This is a genomic window from Leptolinea tardivitalis, assembly GCF_001050275.1.
Lineage (GTDB): Bacteria > Chloroflexota > Anaerolineae > Anaerolineales > Anaerolineaceae > Leptolinea > Leptolinea tardivitalis.
The window spans coordinates 1-14,339 of sequence record NZ_BBYA01000001.1 but is presented as its reverse complement, the minus strand read 5'-3'; the positions used below and the strand labels follow the sequence as shown (position 1 = coordinate 14,339).

The window sequence follows — 14,339 nt, the reverse complement described above, 5'->3', positions numbered from 1 at the left end:
CCTCTTCTCGGTGTACCTTTTAGTCCCGCACACCGATCAACGGTATTAGCGCGAATAGTACTCGACGATGAGCTGTTCGTTCAAGTTGCCGTCGATTTCTGCACGTTCAGGAACGCGGACAACTTTGCCGGTCAGGTTTTTAAGGTCCCGATCAAGCCAAACAGCGCAATTCCGTTTTTCGGCCACATCCACCATTTCTTTGAAGTAGGTGGTTTTCTCTGAGCCTTTGCGAACGGTAATAACATCACCGGGGCGCAGAAGCATTGAGGGGATATCGGTGCGAATGCCGTTTACGCAGAAGTGACCGTGGGTCACCAACTGACGGGCCTGCGCACGGTTCTCGGCCAGACCAAAGCGGTAGACAATATTATCGAACCGCATTTCCAAATTCTGGAGCAGGTTGAGACCTGTCAAACCACGATGTTTCAAAGCCATGCCGTAAAAGCGGCGGAACTGGCGTTCGAAAACACCATAAACGCGGCGGGCTTTTTGTTTGGCGCGAAGCTGGCGTGCATAGTCAGATGCACGTTCGCTGCCGCTCCGGCCCTGGCCTGTGCGTCCGTGTTGACCGGGCGCAAACCCACGTTTTTCAAAGGCGCACTTGGGGGTAAAGCAGCGCGCCCCTTTTAAGAACATTTTTTCACCTTCACGCCGGCAGAGTTTACAAACCGGCCCAATATATTTAGCCATTGTTTTGTCGTCCTCTATTTAAATTACACGCGGCGTTTCTTCGGCGGCCGGCAACCATTGTGTGGTACCGGAGTAATATCTGCAATAGATCGAACTTTTAGTCCCATAGACTGTACAGCCCGAATAGCAGACTCGCGACCGGGACCAGGTCCCTTTACAATCAAATCCACTTCCTGGATGCCCATTGACTGAGCGGCTTTGATAGCCTGCTCGGCAGCCAGACGTGCCGCAAAGGGAGTGCTCTTGCGGGAGCCTTTGAAACCGGCTGACCCTGAGCTTCCCCAACAGACGGTGTTACCCTGTGTGTCTGTTACGGTCACGATCGTGTTATTGAAGGAAGCAAAGACATGAACCTGTCCGGAAGACAGAGATCGCTTTGCTTTGCGCGAAGTCGATGTTCGACGCGTTGAGCGTACGTTTTGTGCCATAATCCCTCGCTACATTCTTCTCAAAAAAATCTTTTCTCAGTAACGCATTGGTCTTGTCCGAGCAGCCGCGGGGAGGAAGGCTCCCCAACCCGAACTCAATCCGCTGCGAATTACTTCTTGGTGGCTCCGCGACGGCGACCGCGACCGGCAACAGTCTTCTTTGGACCCTTGCGTGTGCGGGCATTTGTGCGGGTTCTCTGCCCACGGAGAGGCAGATTGCGGCGGTGACGCAGGCCGCGGTAGCAGCCAATTTCAATCAACCGCTTGATGCTCATCTGTACTTCGCGGCGGAGATCGCCTTCAACTTTATAGTTCTTGGCGATATATTCGCGCAGTAATGCGAGATCAGCTTCAGTAATATCTTTAACGCGAATATCCGGATTGACTTTGGTTTCAGCCAGAATCTTTTTTGCACGAGTCGGGCCAATACCATAAATGTAGGTCAAACCGGTTTCAATTCGTTTGTTACGTGGGAGATCAACACCTTCAATTCTTGCCATGGTCTCTTACCCCTGACGCTGCTTGTGCTTTGGGTTTTCGCAGATTACAAACAAAATGCCTTTTCGACGAACGATTTTGCATTTTGCGCATCTTTTGCCAATTGATGTCGTGACTTTCATCAAAAACTCCTTCTAATAATTGCAAAGTTGACGACAAAGCGATGATTATAACTGCTTTGTCGTATCGAGTCCATAGTCAGGATCACTTTCAAGCACAGTGAGTACCACTGGTCCATTTGGCGTTATGGCTGTGGTGTGTTCAAAATGTGCCGTCAGCGACCTGTCGGCGGAAACAACAGTCCATTCATCCGGCATTACACGGGTTTCGGACGTACCGATCAACACCATGGGCTCCAGAGCAATGGTCATACCGTTGCGGAGCTGCATGCCCTGATGCGGTCTCCCATAATTGGGAGCCTGCGGGCCTTCATGCATACGCCGTCCGACTCCGTGCCCGGTATAGGTGTGTGTTACATGCATTCCCTGGCTGCGAACATATTTCTCAATCGCATACCCAATGTCGCCGGTGGTATTTCCGGCTACCATTTTTGAAATTCCAATCCGCAGGGCTTCACGGGTCACGTCGATAATCTTCTGTGCCTGCGCAGAAATTTCACCCACACCGGCGGTGAATGCGGCATCGGCAACCCAGCCTTCAAATACAGTGCCGCAATCAACCGAAACAATATCCCCTTCTTTCAATTTCCGACTTCCAGGGATGCCGTGCACCAATTCTTCATTAAGGCTTACATTGGTGCTCGCCGGGTAAGGGTATGGTCCAGGGTAATTCAAAAAGGGAGAATAACAGCCATATTTCTTTAATACATCTTCAGCGGCAGCATTGAGATCGGCTGTCGTTGCTCCGGGACGGATGGCCGCGCGAGCAGCCGCAAGCGCTTCGGCATTAATCCGTCCGGCTTGCCGCATAATGGCAAGTTCTTCGGAGGTTTTTACTGTGATGATCCGATCCCAAGTCATGATGTTATTAACCCTTTTTTATTGCTTTCAACAATAACGTAGTAACCTGGTCAATAGGCAATGTCCCATCGACTTCCGCTAAAACGCCTTGTTTCCGATAGTAATCAATCAGTGGAGTGGTTTGTTCAAGATACACACGGATACGCCGCTCTACAGTAGCAGCCTGGTCATCTTCACGCTGATAAAGTTCTGAGCCATCCACATCGCATTTTCCAGCAACTTTCGGCGGGTTGAACTTCTCATGGTACACATGACCCTGCGCTTTGCAGGTCCAGCGTCCACTCAGGCGTCCAATGAGTTCTTCCGGGGGCACAGAGATGTAAGGAACGCATTCCACTTTTCCATTCCACGTGGAAAGCATCTTTCCCAGTGCTTCCGCTTGTGCAGGGGTGCGGGGGAAACCATCCAACAGCGCACCGGCTTTGCAGTCATCGCGTTGCAGGCGATCTTTGATCATCTCAATAGTCAGATCATCAGGCACCAGTTCGCCCCGGTTCATAAAAACCTGGGCTTTTTGGCCGAGTTCTGTCTGATTCTTAAGGTTCTCGCGAAATATATCACCAGATGAGATATGAGCCAGTCCGAGTTTCTCAGAGATCAACTCAGCCTGAGTTCCTTTTCCAGCCCCGGGAGGGCCAAGCAAAACGACATATGATGGCATCTTCTTACCTATCCCTTGATCAGGCTTTCATCGTAGCCATGTACTTTGAGTTCGGTTTCGATGATGGTGAAGGTATCACGAACGACACCTACAACGATCAGCAAACCCGCAGATGACACCAGCAGCAATCCAGATGATGAGGCGGCACCAGAAGGCAGAATGGATCCAACAATGTACGGCAGCACAGCGACGAGGCCAAGGAAAACTGCACCCGGCAAGGTGATGCGCCTTTGAACTTTGTTAAGATATTTCTGCGTGGGGGCTCCACGAACAACACCAGGAATCTGGGCACCCTGTTTCTTCAAGTTTTCACCATAGTTTTGTTGTGTGAACAGCACATCGGTGTAGAAGAAGGTGAACAGAACAACCATGATGAAATACAGAACGGCATACCAGGCATTGCCGCCGCCAAAGGTGTGATAAACACCGGTGGCAAAATTACGCAGCCATTCAACGGTTTTCTCACTCATGAAATATGAAGAGACAATCGCCGGGAAGGTCAAAATGGACTGGGCAAAGATCAAAGGGATCATGCCAGCCATGTTGACCATGAGAGGCAGCTTGCTGGTTACTGGCATTGACATGCGGTTTCCAATGCGGCGTCCCGGGAAAAGTACCGGAACATTGCGACGGCCTTGCTGAACGTAAACGATAGCAAAGATAGTCAGCAGAAGGATGGCGATGATGACAATGAGCATCCACCAGCCGTTGGTTTTATCAGCCAGAACTCTTCCCAGATTTGTCGGCATACGTGAAACAATACCGGCAAAGATAATCAAGGAAAGACCCTGGTTTGGAATACCATATTCAGAAATCAACTGACCAAGCCAGATACCGATCATGGTACCGGCAATCATACTCAACAGGGTTGTCAGAGTAGGGATGAGAGCTGCACCGGTAAAACCGTAGTTTTTCAGCACAGAAACACCGCTGCCTAACATCGAGTTGAAAATATTGATCTGGCCGATGGCAGAAAGTGCCGCCATCGGAATGGTCAGAATGACAGTCCATTTTTCCATCCAGGCCTGACCTTCACGCGGGTTGTCTTTTAACCGGCGCTCGAGTGCAGGGATGATGGGGACAAGAAGCTGCAGAATAATCTGAGCTGTAATGTAGGGATAGACCCCCATCGCCAGAATGGAGAAATTCGAAACGGTACCGCCAGAAAGCAGATCAAGCAGATTGATCAGGTTTCCGGCTGCTCCCTTTTGCTGTGCCAGGGAGCGGATGACCTCACGGTCAATACCCGGTACGGGTATATTTGACAGTAGACGATATAAGATCAACAGCCCCACTGTGATAAGGAGCTTCTTGCGAATGTCCTCAGACATCCATAAGTAACGCCAGGCTGACCGCTTCATTCAGATTCTCCTTCGGTGGCCATTGCCATCAGGCAATCAATTCCACACTGCCACCGGCTTTTTCGATTTTTTCACGGGCGGTTTTGCTAATCCGATGAACACGGACTTTCAAAGCTACGCTGACCTCACCACGGCCGAGGATAACTACAGGTTCTCCAGCACTGTGCAGGAGATTAGCCTGAGCCAGAACCTCTGGATTGATCTCGGCGCCTTTTTCAAAGCGGGCGAGCTGATCCAGATTGATCTCGGTGTAGTTGATTTGATTTGGTGGAGTGAAGCCTTCACCACGAATGAACGGCAAGCGGCGGTAGAAAGGCAGGTTACCACCCTGACGGTAAAGATTACCACCTTCACCGCGGCGTGCACCCTGACCCTTAGTACCACGGCCGGAGGTTTTACCCTGACCGGCGGAGATACCGCGCCCAACACGCTTGCGATCCTGTTTCGCACCATCGTTTGGTCGTAAATCGTTCAGTTTCATTTCTCTACCTGCTCTTCCACCTCGATAAGATGGCTCACTTTTGCCATCATACCGCGAAGTACGGGGGTATCAATGTGTTCCACAGTCTGATGCAACCGGTGCAGTCCCAGGGCTTTTACTGTCGCACGGGTGCGTTCAGTAGAGCCGATGACACTGCGAACCAGGGTTACACGGACTTTCTTTTCAGGTGCGGCTTTCTTAGTCATTCTTCCTCCGCTCCCAGAAAGGTTGTAACTCTTTCACAGGTTTTCCTCGATGGGCAGATTCTTCCGCCGGTGATTTCAACTGTTCCAGGGCGTCAAATGTAGCCTGAACGACGTTCAGCACATTGGCACTGCCCAGAGATTTGGTCAAAATATCATGAATACCTGCAGATTCAAGTACGGCGCGGACGCCGCCGCCAGCGATAACGCCTGTACCGGGTGAAGCCGGTTTTAGCAGAACTCTGGCTCCAGCCACTCGCCCGAGAACTTCATGGGGAATAGTGGTGCCAGAAAGGTTCATCTGGCGCATACTCTTGTGAGCATGTTCTGTGGCTTTGCGCATGGCATCGGGAACAGCGTTCGCCTTGCCAACACCCAGGCCGATTTTGCCCTTATTGTCTCCGGCCACAACCGTAACACGGAAGGAAAACCGGCGGCCGCCTTTTACAACTTTGGCTACACGGGCAATCTCGATAACGCGCTCGTCAAATTGTTGTTCTAATGGTTGATACTCTTGTTCCATAATCAGCCCTCAATCATCGCTTTCTCTGGCTAGAATTCCAGCCCGGCTTCGCGGGCAGCATCAGCCAAAGCTTTGACACGGCCCATGTATCGGAAACCACCGCGGTCAAAGACGACCTTATCAATGCCCTTGCTCTTGGCACGTTCAGCCACAGCTTTGCCGATCAATTTCGCCTGTTCGGTTTTGGTGATCTTGGCAGCAGCGGCACGCAGTTCACGGTCAACGCTGGAAGCGCTGGCGAGGGTGGTTCCTGCTGCATCATCTATTACCTGGGCATAAATTTCCGCTGTGCTGCGGAAAATTGCCAGGCGCGGACGCTCAGGAGTTCCGGTAATATTCTTGCGAACCCGATCATGTCGGCGGATTCGCGCTTCAGAACGTGATGTTTTCGCCATATCCAGTACCTTTACTTCTTGCCTTTGGCTTTGCCAGATTTTCCAGCCTTGCGGCGGATCTTTTCACCCAGATAGTGAATACCTTTGCCTTTGTAGGGCTCCGGTGGGCGGATTTTCCGAATATCAGCAGAAATCTGACCGATTAATTCGGGATCCTGTCCCATCACTTTGATCTGGCGGACTTTGGTATCAACATCGTATGTGATACCTTCCGGCGGGGTGAGTTCGATTGGGTGAGAGAAGCCCAGGAATAATACAAGATTTTTTCCATTCATTTCAGCGCGATAACCCACGCCGTCTATTTCCAAAATCTTGGTAAATCCGGTGCTTACACCCGTGACCATATTTTGAATTAATGCCCGTGTCGTCCCGTGGAGGGCGCGCACATTGGCCACATCGGATGTGCGTTCCACGATAACCTGACCATTGTCCAGTTTGATGTTCAAGGTCGGTGAGAATGTGCGAGACATCTCACCTTTGGGTCCTTTGATGCTCACGCTGGAGCCCTTGATATCAACCTGCACACCGGCGGGGACGGCGACTGGCGTCAAACCAATTCGAGACACAGTATTTACCTCCTGATTCCCTTGATGACTACCAGACCTTGCACAGGATTTCGCCGCCGACACCAAGCTGGCGGGCGCGCTGCCCGGTCATGATCCCTTTCGGGGTGGATAAGATCGAAATGCCCATGCCAGAGAGTACCCAGGGAATATCTTGTTTCTGGGTATATACCCGGCGGCCGGGGCGGCTGACACGTTCCAGACCGGTGATAACCGGTTTGCGTGAACGGCGTTCGCCCACATATTTTAATTTCACACGCAGTACAGCCTGCTTGCCATTATCTTCTGATTCGACTTCTTCGTATCCTTCGATGTAGCCTTCTTCTTTAAGAATACGAGCGATTTCAGCTTTGATTCTGGTTCGCGGCATGGCCACGGTTGCCTGGCCGATCATCACGCCATTGCGGATGCGGGTCAGCATATCGGAGATAGGATCATTAACACTCATTATAGGTCTCCTTCCACGCCGCCTACCAGGACGACTTCACCACGCCGGGGATTTTTCCTTCCAGCGCTAATTCGCGGAAGCAAATACGGCACAATCCAAAGCGGCGGATATAACCACGCGGTCGACCGCACTTTTGGCAGCGATTGCGCACCATGTTGGCATATTTTCGCCGTTGTTCACGGTAAGTCATGCAAGTCTTTGCCATATTAACCCTTCCTGAAAGGCATGCCGAGTTCGCGCAGCAAAGATGCCGCCTGTTCGTCATTGGCTGCCGTAGTAACCATGGTAATTTCCATACCCCGAACCTTGTCGATCTTGTCGTATTCAATTTCAGGGAAGATCAACTGTTCGCGCAGACCCAGTGTGTAATTTCCACGGCCGTCAAAAGCATCGGCGGAAACACCGCGAAAGTCGCGAACACGGGGCAGGACAACATTCATCAAACGGTCAACGAAAGACCACATGCGTTCACCACGCAGTGTAACTTTCACACCGATTGCCCGTCCTTCACGAAGTTTAAAGTTGGAGATGGATTTCCGGGCTTTAGTGATGACAGGTTTCTGACCGGTAATGGTGCTCAGGTCTGTCACGGCTGAATCCAGAGCTTTCGGATTGTCGTTGGCTTCACCCATACCGATGTTGACAACAACTTTCTGCAGCCGGGGAACCTGCATGATATTGTCCAGCTCCAATGACTTCATCAAGGAGGGCACGATTTCTTTTTGATAGCGTTCTTTAAGTTGGTTCATCGATTGCTCTCCCTGTCTATTTCTCATCAATCAGGGCATCGCATTTCTTGCATACCCGCTGGGTTTTTTCTGCTTCGCGCACGAGACCAACACGTGTGGTCTTGCTGCACTTGGGGCAAACCAGCATGACGTTTGAAATGTCGATGGGTGCTTCAAAGCGTACCTTGCCCGGTTTGATGGTGCGGCCCTGGGTTTGCACCTGTTTCTGGTGCTTGGTGCGCATGTTGATACCCTGAACGATGACACGATGTTCATCAGGGAATACTTTGATGATTTCGCCGCGTTTATTACGGTCTTCATCACGCCCTGTGATTATTTCTACAAGATCACCTTTTCGAATCTTTACATTCATGTTTCTGCTCCTATCCCTAAATTACTTCCGGAGCCAGGGATATGATCTTCATAAAACCTTTTTCACGCAGCTCGCGGGCTACAGGTCCGAAGATACGGGTACCTTTGGGATTCTGACCATCGGTGTCCAAAATTACGGCGGCATTATCATCAAAGCGGATAGAAGATCCATCTTCGCGGCGCCATTCTTTTGAGCAGCGAACGATGACAGCTTTGACAACGTCGCTTTTCTTGACAGAGCCCTGTGGAGCGGCGGTCTTCACAGTAGCGATGACGATATCGCCCACGGCACCATATTTGCGGCGGGAACCACCTTCCACATGGATAACCAGCAATTCGCGGGCGCCCGTGTTATCGGCAACTTTGAGACGAGATTCTTGTTGGATCATGGTCTACTCTCCCTTTGCCGTCTCCACCGGAGCCGAAACTTTCTTTAGAATTGTTTCGACAGCCCAGCGTTTTTCTTTGGATAACGGTCGGGTTTCCACAATCTGTACCTGATCGCCAATTTCGCAGCCTAGTTCGTCATGAGCTTTGACACTTTTGCTCGAATGAACGACTTTCTTGTAAATCGGGTGCCGGTAGGTACGGGTGATTTCAACCACAACGGTTTTCATCATCTTATTGCTGGTTACTACACCAGCCAAGCGACGGCGCTCGTTCATTTGTCACCTTCCTTTGCAGGGGCCAATTCCCGCTCCCGCAGAAGTGTTTCATACCGGGCAATCATCCGGCGGGTGATCGGGATTCGAGATGTATCGGTCAATTGACCGGTGACAACCTGGAACCGCAGATTCATGACTTCCTGGCGGGCATCCTGTAATTTTGTTCGCAATTCTTCAGTAGATAGCAGGCGGATTTCTGAGTTTTTCATGCCTGATCTCCCTTTCCATCCTGACGGCCAATAACCTTGGTCTTGATGGAAAATTTGTAGGTTGCCTGGGTCAAGGCTTCAATAGCCTGATCGCTGGGAAGTCCGCCGACTTCGAACATAATTCGACCGGGGCGAACAACAGCCACCCAGTATTCAACATTTCCTTTACCCTTACCCATACGAGTTTCGGGTGGGCGGTGGGTGTATGGTTTATCCGGGAAGATCCGGATCCAGACTTTACCACGGCGCTTCATGTTGTGGACAATGGCACGACGGGCAGCTTCGATCTGGCGGGCGGTTACCCAACCCGGTTCCAGCGCCTGCAAACCGTACTCGCCGGAAAGGATTTCTGCTCCTCGCAACGCTTTCCCGCGCATGCGGCCGCGCATCTGCTTGCGCCATTTGACACGCTTTGGCATTAACATAGTTGGCACCTCTCTTCAATCCGGGTTCGTGACCCCGGCAATAATTTACTCGCTGACGTAAACGCCTTCGGTGGATTCGACTTTTTCTTCCACCTGTGGAAGAACTTCACCTTTATAGACCCATACCTTGACGCCGATGCGTCCGTACTGGGTGAGGGCTTCGCCGCGGGCGAAGTCCATATTGGCGCGTAAAGTCTGCAGAGGAACACGACCTTCGCGAAGCCAGACGCTGCGTGCCATTTCAGCACCACTCAGACGGCCAGCCACTTCGATCTTGATACCCTGCGCGCCCTGGCGAATGGCCTGTTGAAGGGCTCGTTTCATGGCGCGGCGGTAACTAACACGACGCTCGATCTGACCGGCAATATTCATAGCGACAAGATAGGCATCCATATCGGGACTCTTGATCTCTTTGATCTCAAGATCGATTTTCTTGCCTGTCAGTGCTTCAAGGTCCTGGCGGATCTTTTTCACACTGTCGCCTTTGCGGCCGATCAAAATACCAGGTTTGGCTGTGTGAACCACAACCTTCACTTTACCGGGGAACCGTTCCACCTCTACGTGTGAAACACCGGCTTTTTCAGTAGCTTTTCGGATCATTTCCCGGATGGCGAAATCCTGGTGCAATTGTGTGCGGTATTCGGCACCTTCAGCGAACCAGCGGCCTTCCCAGGGCTGATTGATATTTAGACGAAATCCAATCGGATGAACTTTACGACCCATATTCTCTCCTGGTCTAATCCTTTAATCTGCTCTCGTTCTCGAGCGGCGGCGCTATGAGGCGCGCTCCCGCAGGACAACTGTGATATGAGAGGAACGGCGCAGTACCGGTTTGAAGCGGCCGCGGGCTCCGAAGCGCCGCCACTTACGAGTGGGGGCTTCATCTGCCGTGATGCGATAAACAACCAGATCATCGCGGCTTACACCGAAGTTTTCTTCGGCATTGGCAACAGCAGATGCCAGTACTTTGTAAACCGGTGCAGCGGCACTGCTGGTCAGAAACCGCAGCGTATTTAATGCCTGAACAGCCGGTTTCCCTCTCACCAGGTCTATAACCAGACGAGCTTTCTGGGCAGAGACGGATGAATTTGATAATCGTGCTTTGATATCTGTTGCCATGGCTTACTTAACAACCTTTCCCGTAGCTTTCTCAGAGAGATGGCCGCGGAAGTGGCGGGTCGGGGCGAATTCGCCCAGTTTATGACCAACCATGTTTTCAGTAACATAAATCGGAACATGGCGCCGGCCGTCATGAACGGCGATAGTGTGACCGACCATCTGGGGGAAGATGGTGCTGGCCCGGCTCCAGGTGCGAATGACTTTCTTCTCGCCCTTGGTGTTCATGATTTCGATTTTTTTCAGAAGTTTGGGCTCAATGAATGGCCCTTTTTTCAGCGATCGTGACATAAGTGCGTCCCTCTTTCTCGCTTAATCTCGGCTTAACGGTTGCCCGCTGTGCGGCGGCGAACGATAAATTGATCGGTAACCTTGTTGCGGCGGGTCTTATAACCGCGGGTAGGACGACCCCAGGGGCTCTTGGGGCTTGGCATACCGGCTGGCTGGCGGCCTTCACCACCACCATGCGGATGGTCTCGCGGAGACATGGCCGTTCCACGAACTGTCGGGCGGATACCCATGTGGCGTTTGCGTCCAGCTTTACCCAGTTTCACATTACTGTGGTCTACATTGCCCACCTGACCGATGGTGGCATAGCACACCTGTAATACCAGGCGGACTTCACCAGAGGGCAGACGGATCTGGGCATAATCACCCTCTTTTGCCAGCAACTGGGCAGCAGAACCGGCGGAACGAACAAGCTGACCGCCTTTTCCAGGTTTGAGCTCGATATTATGAACCAATGTACCGACCGGAATATTGGAAATGGGCAGGCTGTTTCCATTACGGATTTCAGCTTGAGGTCCGGCCAGAATGGTGTCGCCGACTTTCAAACCGAGAGGAGCGACAATATAGCGTTTTTCACCATCGGCATAAACGATCAATGCCAGACGTGCTGTGCGGTTTGGATCATATTCAACAGCAGCAACGGTTCCGGGAATGGATAGTTTGTTGCGTTTGTAATCCACAATGCGGACGTATTGTTTGTTGCCGCCGCCCTGATGCCGGACTGTCACACGGCCGTAGCTGTTGCGACCGCCGCGGGCTTTACGGGCAACGATCAAAGACCGTTCCGGTTTGCTCTTGGTGATTTCTTCAAAGGTATACCCGGTCATATTGCGCAGACTGGGTGTGATTGGTTTGTAAACTTTAACAGCCATTACTCCACCCCTTCAAACATAGGGATTCGGGCATCAGCGGGCAAAGTCACGATGGCTTTTTTGTAACCGCTGTTGCGAACAGTTAACCGTCGGCTGCGGGCGCGGCGAGTGCGTTTTGCAGGCGCGTTGACCACATTCACCGATAAGACTGTTACTTTGAAGATGGTTTCAACCGCATCTTTCACAGCGGTTTTGGTGGCATCGGGAGCCACTTCAAACACATACTGGTGAAGTTTGCCAACCTGGTAGTTGGATTTTTCAGTAACAATCGGCCGGCGAAGTACATCATAAATTGTTGTCATGTCAGCCTCCAACTTAACCCAGATTTGTGGCAATGACATCCAGGGCTGCCAGGGGCAGTACCAGTTTGTCAAAGACCATCAGATCACGGATATTGAGGTAACCAGCCATCAGGACTTTTGCATCAGGCAGGTTATTTGTGGATCGAACAATCCATTCGCTGGATTCGTTCTTTTCAGGGATCAGCACCAGAGCGCTGGCCTGACCGACCAGGTTATTGAGGGCAGAGGCCATCAAACGGGTCTTGGGTTCATTCAGTTTCAGCTCATCAACCACAACAATGTTGGCTTCCTGTGCTTTAACAGTTAATGCAGAACGGACAGCCGCGCGGCGCATTTTCAAAGGCATGGCCTGAGTGTAGAGATGTGGATGGGGTGTATGAGCTCCGCCGCCGCCCTTCCATACAGGTGATCGAGACGAACCCTGACGGGCGCGACCGGTACCTTTTTGATGCCACGGTTTTTTACCGCCGCCCGAAACTTCGCTGCGGGTTTTGGTCTGATGAGTACCCAGACGTGCGTTGGCCATCTGGCGCTGGAATGCCTGGTGCATTAAATCAAGGTTGATGGGGGCTTCAAAAACCGACGCCGGTAATTCAACCGTGCGGACTTTCTTACCTTCCATGTTCAAGACATCTACTTGCATAGTCACTATACTCCTCGTGCGGGATCAGCGGGCATTTACGCCTACTGTTTCCGCGCCTCCCTGACCATGACCAGACCGTTGCGGGAACCAGGAACGGCTCCGCGTACGCCGATCAGATTTCGTTCAACGTCGACCAGGACAACTTTCAGGTTTTGCGCTGTTACACGGTCATTGCCCATATGACCGGCACCGCGGGCACCTTTATATACACGACCTGGCGTGGTTCCAGAGCTGCGTGAACCAGGGGCACGTTCACGGTCAGATTGACCATGAGTGGCAGGACCACCGCGGAAATGATATCGTTTGACACCACCCTGGAAGCCCTTGCCTTTGCTTGTACCAATGACGTCCACAGAATCACCAGCCGTGAACAGGTCTACCTTAACCTGATCTCCAACGGAAACCTGTGGATCTTTGACTGCGAATTCCCGCAGGAAACGCAGCGGGGGGATGTTGCTCTTTTTGAGGTGGCCTAACTCACCGCCAGACAACCGTTTCGGCTTGACTTCGTCAAAACCCAATTGCACGGCCGAGTAACCCTCTTTACCGGGCGTGCGCACCTGGGTAACGAAACATGGCCCAGCTTCGATGATTGTTACCGGAACAGCCGCGCCGTTCTCATCGAAAATCTGGGTCATGCCGATTTTCTTCCCAATGAGCCCTTTCAACATCTCAATTTTCTCCTTCGTTAGTATTTCATGACGAGACTGTCAGCCTGGGCTAGGCTGCATCATCTCCGTGCGCAAGACAGTCAGCCTGTTTTCGGCGGCTTGTTTTACCACCGGTGAAACCTGCTCTTACCTTGCCTCTGCACTTTTTAAGCGTGACGAGTATACCACTTTTATGGTTTTTATACCAGTGTCCTCGAGTGGTAACGAGGCTATTGCTGTTGTTCTCTTTCACACACTCCATCATTCTGAGCGAAGCGTAGAATCTCATTTATTGGAACGAGACGCTGCGCTTCGATCAGGATGAGTGGTGAAAGGTGTTACCTGGTCCTAGATTTTGATTTCGATATCCACACCCGCGGGCAGATTGAGCCGCATCAGCATATCAATGGTTTTGGAATCAGGTTCCAATACATCAATCATGCGGTTGTGAGTACGGATCTCAAAATGTTCGTGGGAATCTTTATCGATAAACGATGAGCGGCGGACAGTAAACCGTTCAATTTTAGTGGGGAGCGGAACAGGTCCAACTACCTGTGCCCCACTTCGTTCGGCGGTTTCCACAATACGTTTGGCAGACTGATCCAAAACGCGGTGGTCATACGCCTTCAATCGAATACGAATTTTTTGTTTTGCCATCATGGGACACCTACGCAAGAATCTTGGTAATGACACCCGCGCCAACGGTCAGACCGCCTTCGCGAATGGCGAATTTTGAACCCTGTTCCAACGCAACCGGAATGATCAGTTCCACTTCCATGTTCACGTTGTCTCCCGGCATAACCATTTCAACACCTTCCGGCAGTTTGATGTTACCGGT

At 51.5% G+C, this 14,339-nt stretch carries 29 protein-coding genes; all 29 read right to left on the bottom strand.

Annotation, left to right across the window (positions count from 1 at the left end; translation table 11 throughout):
* Positions 1 to 45: 45 nt before the first annotated feature.
* A complete protein-coding gene (gene rpsD / locus LTAR_RS00135; protein WP_062420103.1) occupies positions 46 to 690 on the bottom strand; it encodes a 30S ribosomal protein S4 in 645 nt (214 codons plus the stop codon).
* 23 nt (positions 691 to 713) lie between these two features.
* A complete protein-coding gene (rpsK, locus tag LTAR_RS00130; RefSeq protein ID WP_062420102.1) occupies positions 714 to 1,118 on the bottom strand; it encodes a 30S ribosomal protein S11 in 405 nt (134 codons plus the stop codon).
* A 110-nt stretch (positions 1,119 to 1,228) separates the two neighbouring features.
* The gene (gene rpsM, locus LTAR_RS00125; protein ID WP_062420101.1) at positions 1,229 to 1,618 is read right to left on the bottom strand and encodes a 30S ribosomal protein S13; all 390 of its coding nucleotides are present in this window, start codon (positions 1,616 to 1,618) and stop codon (positions 1,229 to 1,231) included.
* Positions 1,619 to 1,624: 6 nt separating this feature from the next.
* A complete protein-coding gene (gene rpmJ, locus LTAR_RS16780; protein ID WP_081419712.1) occupies positions 1,625 to 1,738 on the bottom strand; it encodes a 50S ribosomal protein L36 in 114 nt (37 codons plus the stop codon).
* Between the two features lie 45 nt (positions 1,739 to 1,783).
* Positions 1,784 to 2,596, bottom strand: a complete 813-nt coding sequence (gene map, locus LTAR_RS00120) for a type I methionyl aminopeptidase (protein ID WP_081419711.1) — start codon at positions 2,594 to 2,596, stop codon at positions 1,784 to 1,786.
* 7 nt (positions 2,597 to 2,603) lie between these two features.
* The gene (locus LTAR_RS00115; RefSeq protein ID WP_062420100.1) at positions 2,604 to 3,257 is read right to left on the bottom strand and encodes an adenylate kinase; all 654 of its coding nucleotides are present in this window, start codon (positions 3,255 to 3,257) and stop codon (positions 2,604 to 2,606) included.
* A gap of 8 nt (positions 3,258 to 3,265) precedes the next feature.
* The gene (secY, locus tag LTAR_RS00110; RefSeq protein ID WP_062420099.1) at positions 3,266 to 4,618 is read right to left on the bottom strand and encodes a preprotein translocase subunit SecY; all 1,353 of its coding nucleotides are present in this window, start codon (positions 4,616 to 4,618) and stop codon (positions 3,266 to 3,268) included.
* Between the two features lie 28 nt (positions 4,619 to 4,646).
* Positions 4,647 to 5,099, bottom strand: coding sequence for a 50S ribosomal protein L15 (rplO, locus tag LTAR_RS00105; protein WP_062420098.1), 453 nt, complete (start codon positions 5,097 to 5,099; stop codon positions 4,647 to 4,649).
* Positions 5,096 to 5,305, bottom strand: coding sequence for a 50S ribosomal protein L30 (gene rpmD, locus LTAR_RS00100; RefSeq protein ID WP_062420097.1), 210 nt, complete (start codon positions 5,303 to 5,305; stop codon positions 5,096 to 5,098). The genes rplO and rpmD overlap by 4 nt, the downstream gene beginning before the upstream one ends.
* A complete protein-coding gene (rpsE, locus tag LTAR_RS00095; RefSeq protein WP_062420096.1) occupies positions 5,298 to 5,825 on the bottom strand; it encodes a 30S ribosomal protein S5 in 528 nt (175 codons plus the stop codon). The genes rpmD and rpsE overlap by 8 nt, the downstream gene beginning before the upstream one ends.
* 29 nt (positions 5,826 to 5,854) lie before the next feature.
* Positions 5,855 to 6,220: a 50S ribosomal protein L18 gene (gene rplR / locus LTAR_RS00090; protein WP_062420095.1), complete on the bottom strand. Its 366-nt coding sequence runs from the start codon at positions 6,218 to 6,220 to the stop codon at positions 5,855 to 5,857.
* Between the two features lie 11 nt (positions 6,221 to 6,231).
* Complete coding sequence (gene rplF, locus LTAR_RS00085) at positions 6,232 to 6,786, bottom strand: 50S ribosomal protein L6 (RefSeq protein ID WP_062420094.1); 555 nt, start codon at positions 6,784 to 6,786, stop codon at positions 6,232 to 6,234.
* Positions 6,787 to 6,814: 28 nt separating this feature from the next.
* On the bottom strand, positions 6,815 to 7,231 hold the full coding sequence (gene rpsH / locus LTAR_RS00080) for a 30S ribosomal protein S8 (protein ID WP_062420093.1): 417 nt from the start codon (positions 7,229 to 7,231) through the stop codon (positions 6,815 to 6,817).
* 22 nt (positions 7,232 to 7,253) lie between these two features.
* Positions 7,254 to 7,436 (bottom strand): type Z 30S ribosomal protein S14, encoded by a 183-nt coding sequence (locus tag LTAR_RS00075; protein ID WP_062420092.1) that lies wholly within the window; start codon positions 7,434 to 7,436, stop codon positions 7,254 to 7,256.
* A 1-nt stretch (position 7,437) separates the two neighbouring features.
* The gene (gene rplE / locus LTAR_RS00070; RefSeq protein WP_062420091.1) at positions 7,438 to 7,980 is read right to left on the bottom strand and encodes a 50S ribosomal protein L5; all 543 of its coding nucleotides are present in this window, start codon (positions 7,978 to 7,980) and stop codon (positions 7,438 to 7,440) included.
* Between the two features lie 16 nt (positions 7,981 to 7,996).
* Entirely contained in the window at positions 7,997 to 8,332 is a 336-nt protein-coding gene (rplX, locus tag LTAR_RS00065; protein ID WP_062420090.1) for a 50S ribosomal protein L24, read from the bottom strand.
* A gap of 16 nt (positions 8,333 to 8,348) precedes the next feature.
* A complete protein-coding gene (gene rplN / locus LTAR_RS00060) occupies positions 8,349 to 8,720 on the bottom strand; it encodes a 50S ribosomal protein L14 (protein ID WP_062420089.1) in 372 nt (123 codons plus the stop codon).
* Positions 8,721 to 8,723: 3 nt separating this feature from the next.
* Positions 8,724 to 8,996, bottom strand: coding sequence for a 30S ribosomal protein S17 (gene rpsQ / locus LTAR_RS00055; RefSeq protein ID WP_062420088.1), 273 nt, complete (start codon positions 8,994 to 8,996; stop codon positions 8,724 to 8,726).
* On the bottom strand, positions 8,993 to 9,205 hold the full coding sequence (gene rpmC / locus LTAR_RS00050) for a 50S ribosomal protein L29 (protein ID WP_062420087.1): 213 nt from the start codon (positions 9,203 to 9,205) through the stop codon (positions 8,993 to 8,995). The genes rpsQ and rpmC overlap by 4 nt, the downstream gene beginning before the upstream one ends.
* The gene (gene rplP, locus LTAR_RS00045; RefSeq protein WP_062420086.1) at positions 9,202 to 9,630 is read right to left on the bottom strand and encodes a 50S ribosomal protein L16; all 429 of its coding nucleotides are present in this window, start codon (positions 9,628 to 9,630) and stop codon (positions 9,202 to 9,204) included. Before rplP ends, rpmC begins: the two co-directional genes overlap by 4 nt.
* Before the next feature lie 45 nt (positions 9,631 to 9,675).
* Positions 9,676 to 10,353, bottom strand: a complete 678-nt coding sequence (gene rpsC, locus LTAR_RS00040) for a 30S ribosomal protein S3 (protein WP_062420085.1) — start codon at positions 10,351 to 10,353, stop codon at positions 9,676 to 9,678.
* A gap of 51 nt (positions 10,354 to 10,404) precedes the next feature.
* On the bottom strand, positions 10,405 to 10,749 hold the full coding sequence (gene rplV, locus LTAR_RS00035; RefSeq protein ID WP_062420084.1) for a 50S ribosomal protein L22: 345 nt from the start codon (positions 10,747 to 10,749) through the stop codon (positions 10,405 to 10,407).
* A gap of 3 nt (positions 10,750 to 10,752) precedes the next feature.
* Positions 10,753 to 11,037, bottom strand: coding sequence for a 30S ribosomal protein S19 (rpsS, locus tag LTAR_RS00030; RefSeq protein WP_062420083.1), 285 nt, complete (start codon positions 11,035 to 11,037; stop codon positions 10,753 to 10,755).
* A 32-nt stretch (positions 11,038 to 11,069) separates the two neighbouring features.
* On the bottom strand, positions 11,070 to 11,906 hold the full coding sequence (gene rplB / locus LTAR_RS00025; protein ID WP_062420082.1) for a 50S ribosomal protein L2: 837 nt from the start codon (positions 11,904 to 11,906) through the stop codon (positions 11,070 to 11,072).
* Complete coding sequence (gene rplW, locus LTAR_RS00020; RefSeq protein ID WP_062420081.1) at positions 11,906 to 12,208, bottom strand: 50S ribosomal protein L23; 303 nt, start codon at positions 12,206 to 12,208, stop codon at positions 11,906 to 11,908. The genes rplB and rplW overlap by 1 nt, the downstream gene beginning before the upstream one ends.
* Before the next feature lie 13 nt (positions 12,209 to 12,221).
* Entirely contained in the window at positions 12,222 to 12,851 is a 630-nt protein-coding gene (gene rplD / locus LTAR_RS00015) for a 50S ribosomal protein L4 (protein ID WP_062420080.1), read from the bottom strand.
* 41 nt (positions 12,852 to 12,892) lie between these two features.
* Complete coding sequence (rplC, locus tag LTAR_RS00010) at positions 12,893 to 13,522, bottom strand: 50S ribosomal protein L3 (RefSeq protein ID WP_062420079.1); 630 nt, start codon at positions 13,520 to 13,522, stop codon at positions 12,893 to 12,895.
* 327 nt (positions 13,523 to 13,849) lie between these two features.
* A complete protein-coding gene (gene rpsJ, locus LTAR_RS00005; RefSeq protein ID WP_062420078.1) occupies positions 13,850 to 14,158 on the bottom strand; it encodes a 30S ribosomal protein S10 in 309 nt (102 codons plus the stop codon).
* Between the two features lie 10 nt (positions 14,159 to 14,168).
* The coding region (locus LTAR_RS16775; protein ID WP_500778611.1) for an EF-Tu C-terminal domain-related protein at positions 14,169 to 14,339 on the bottom strand (171 nt) is incomplete at its 5' end.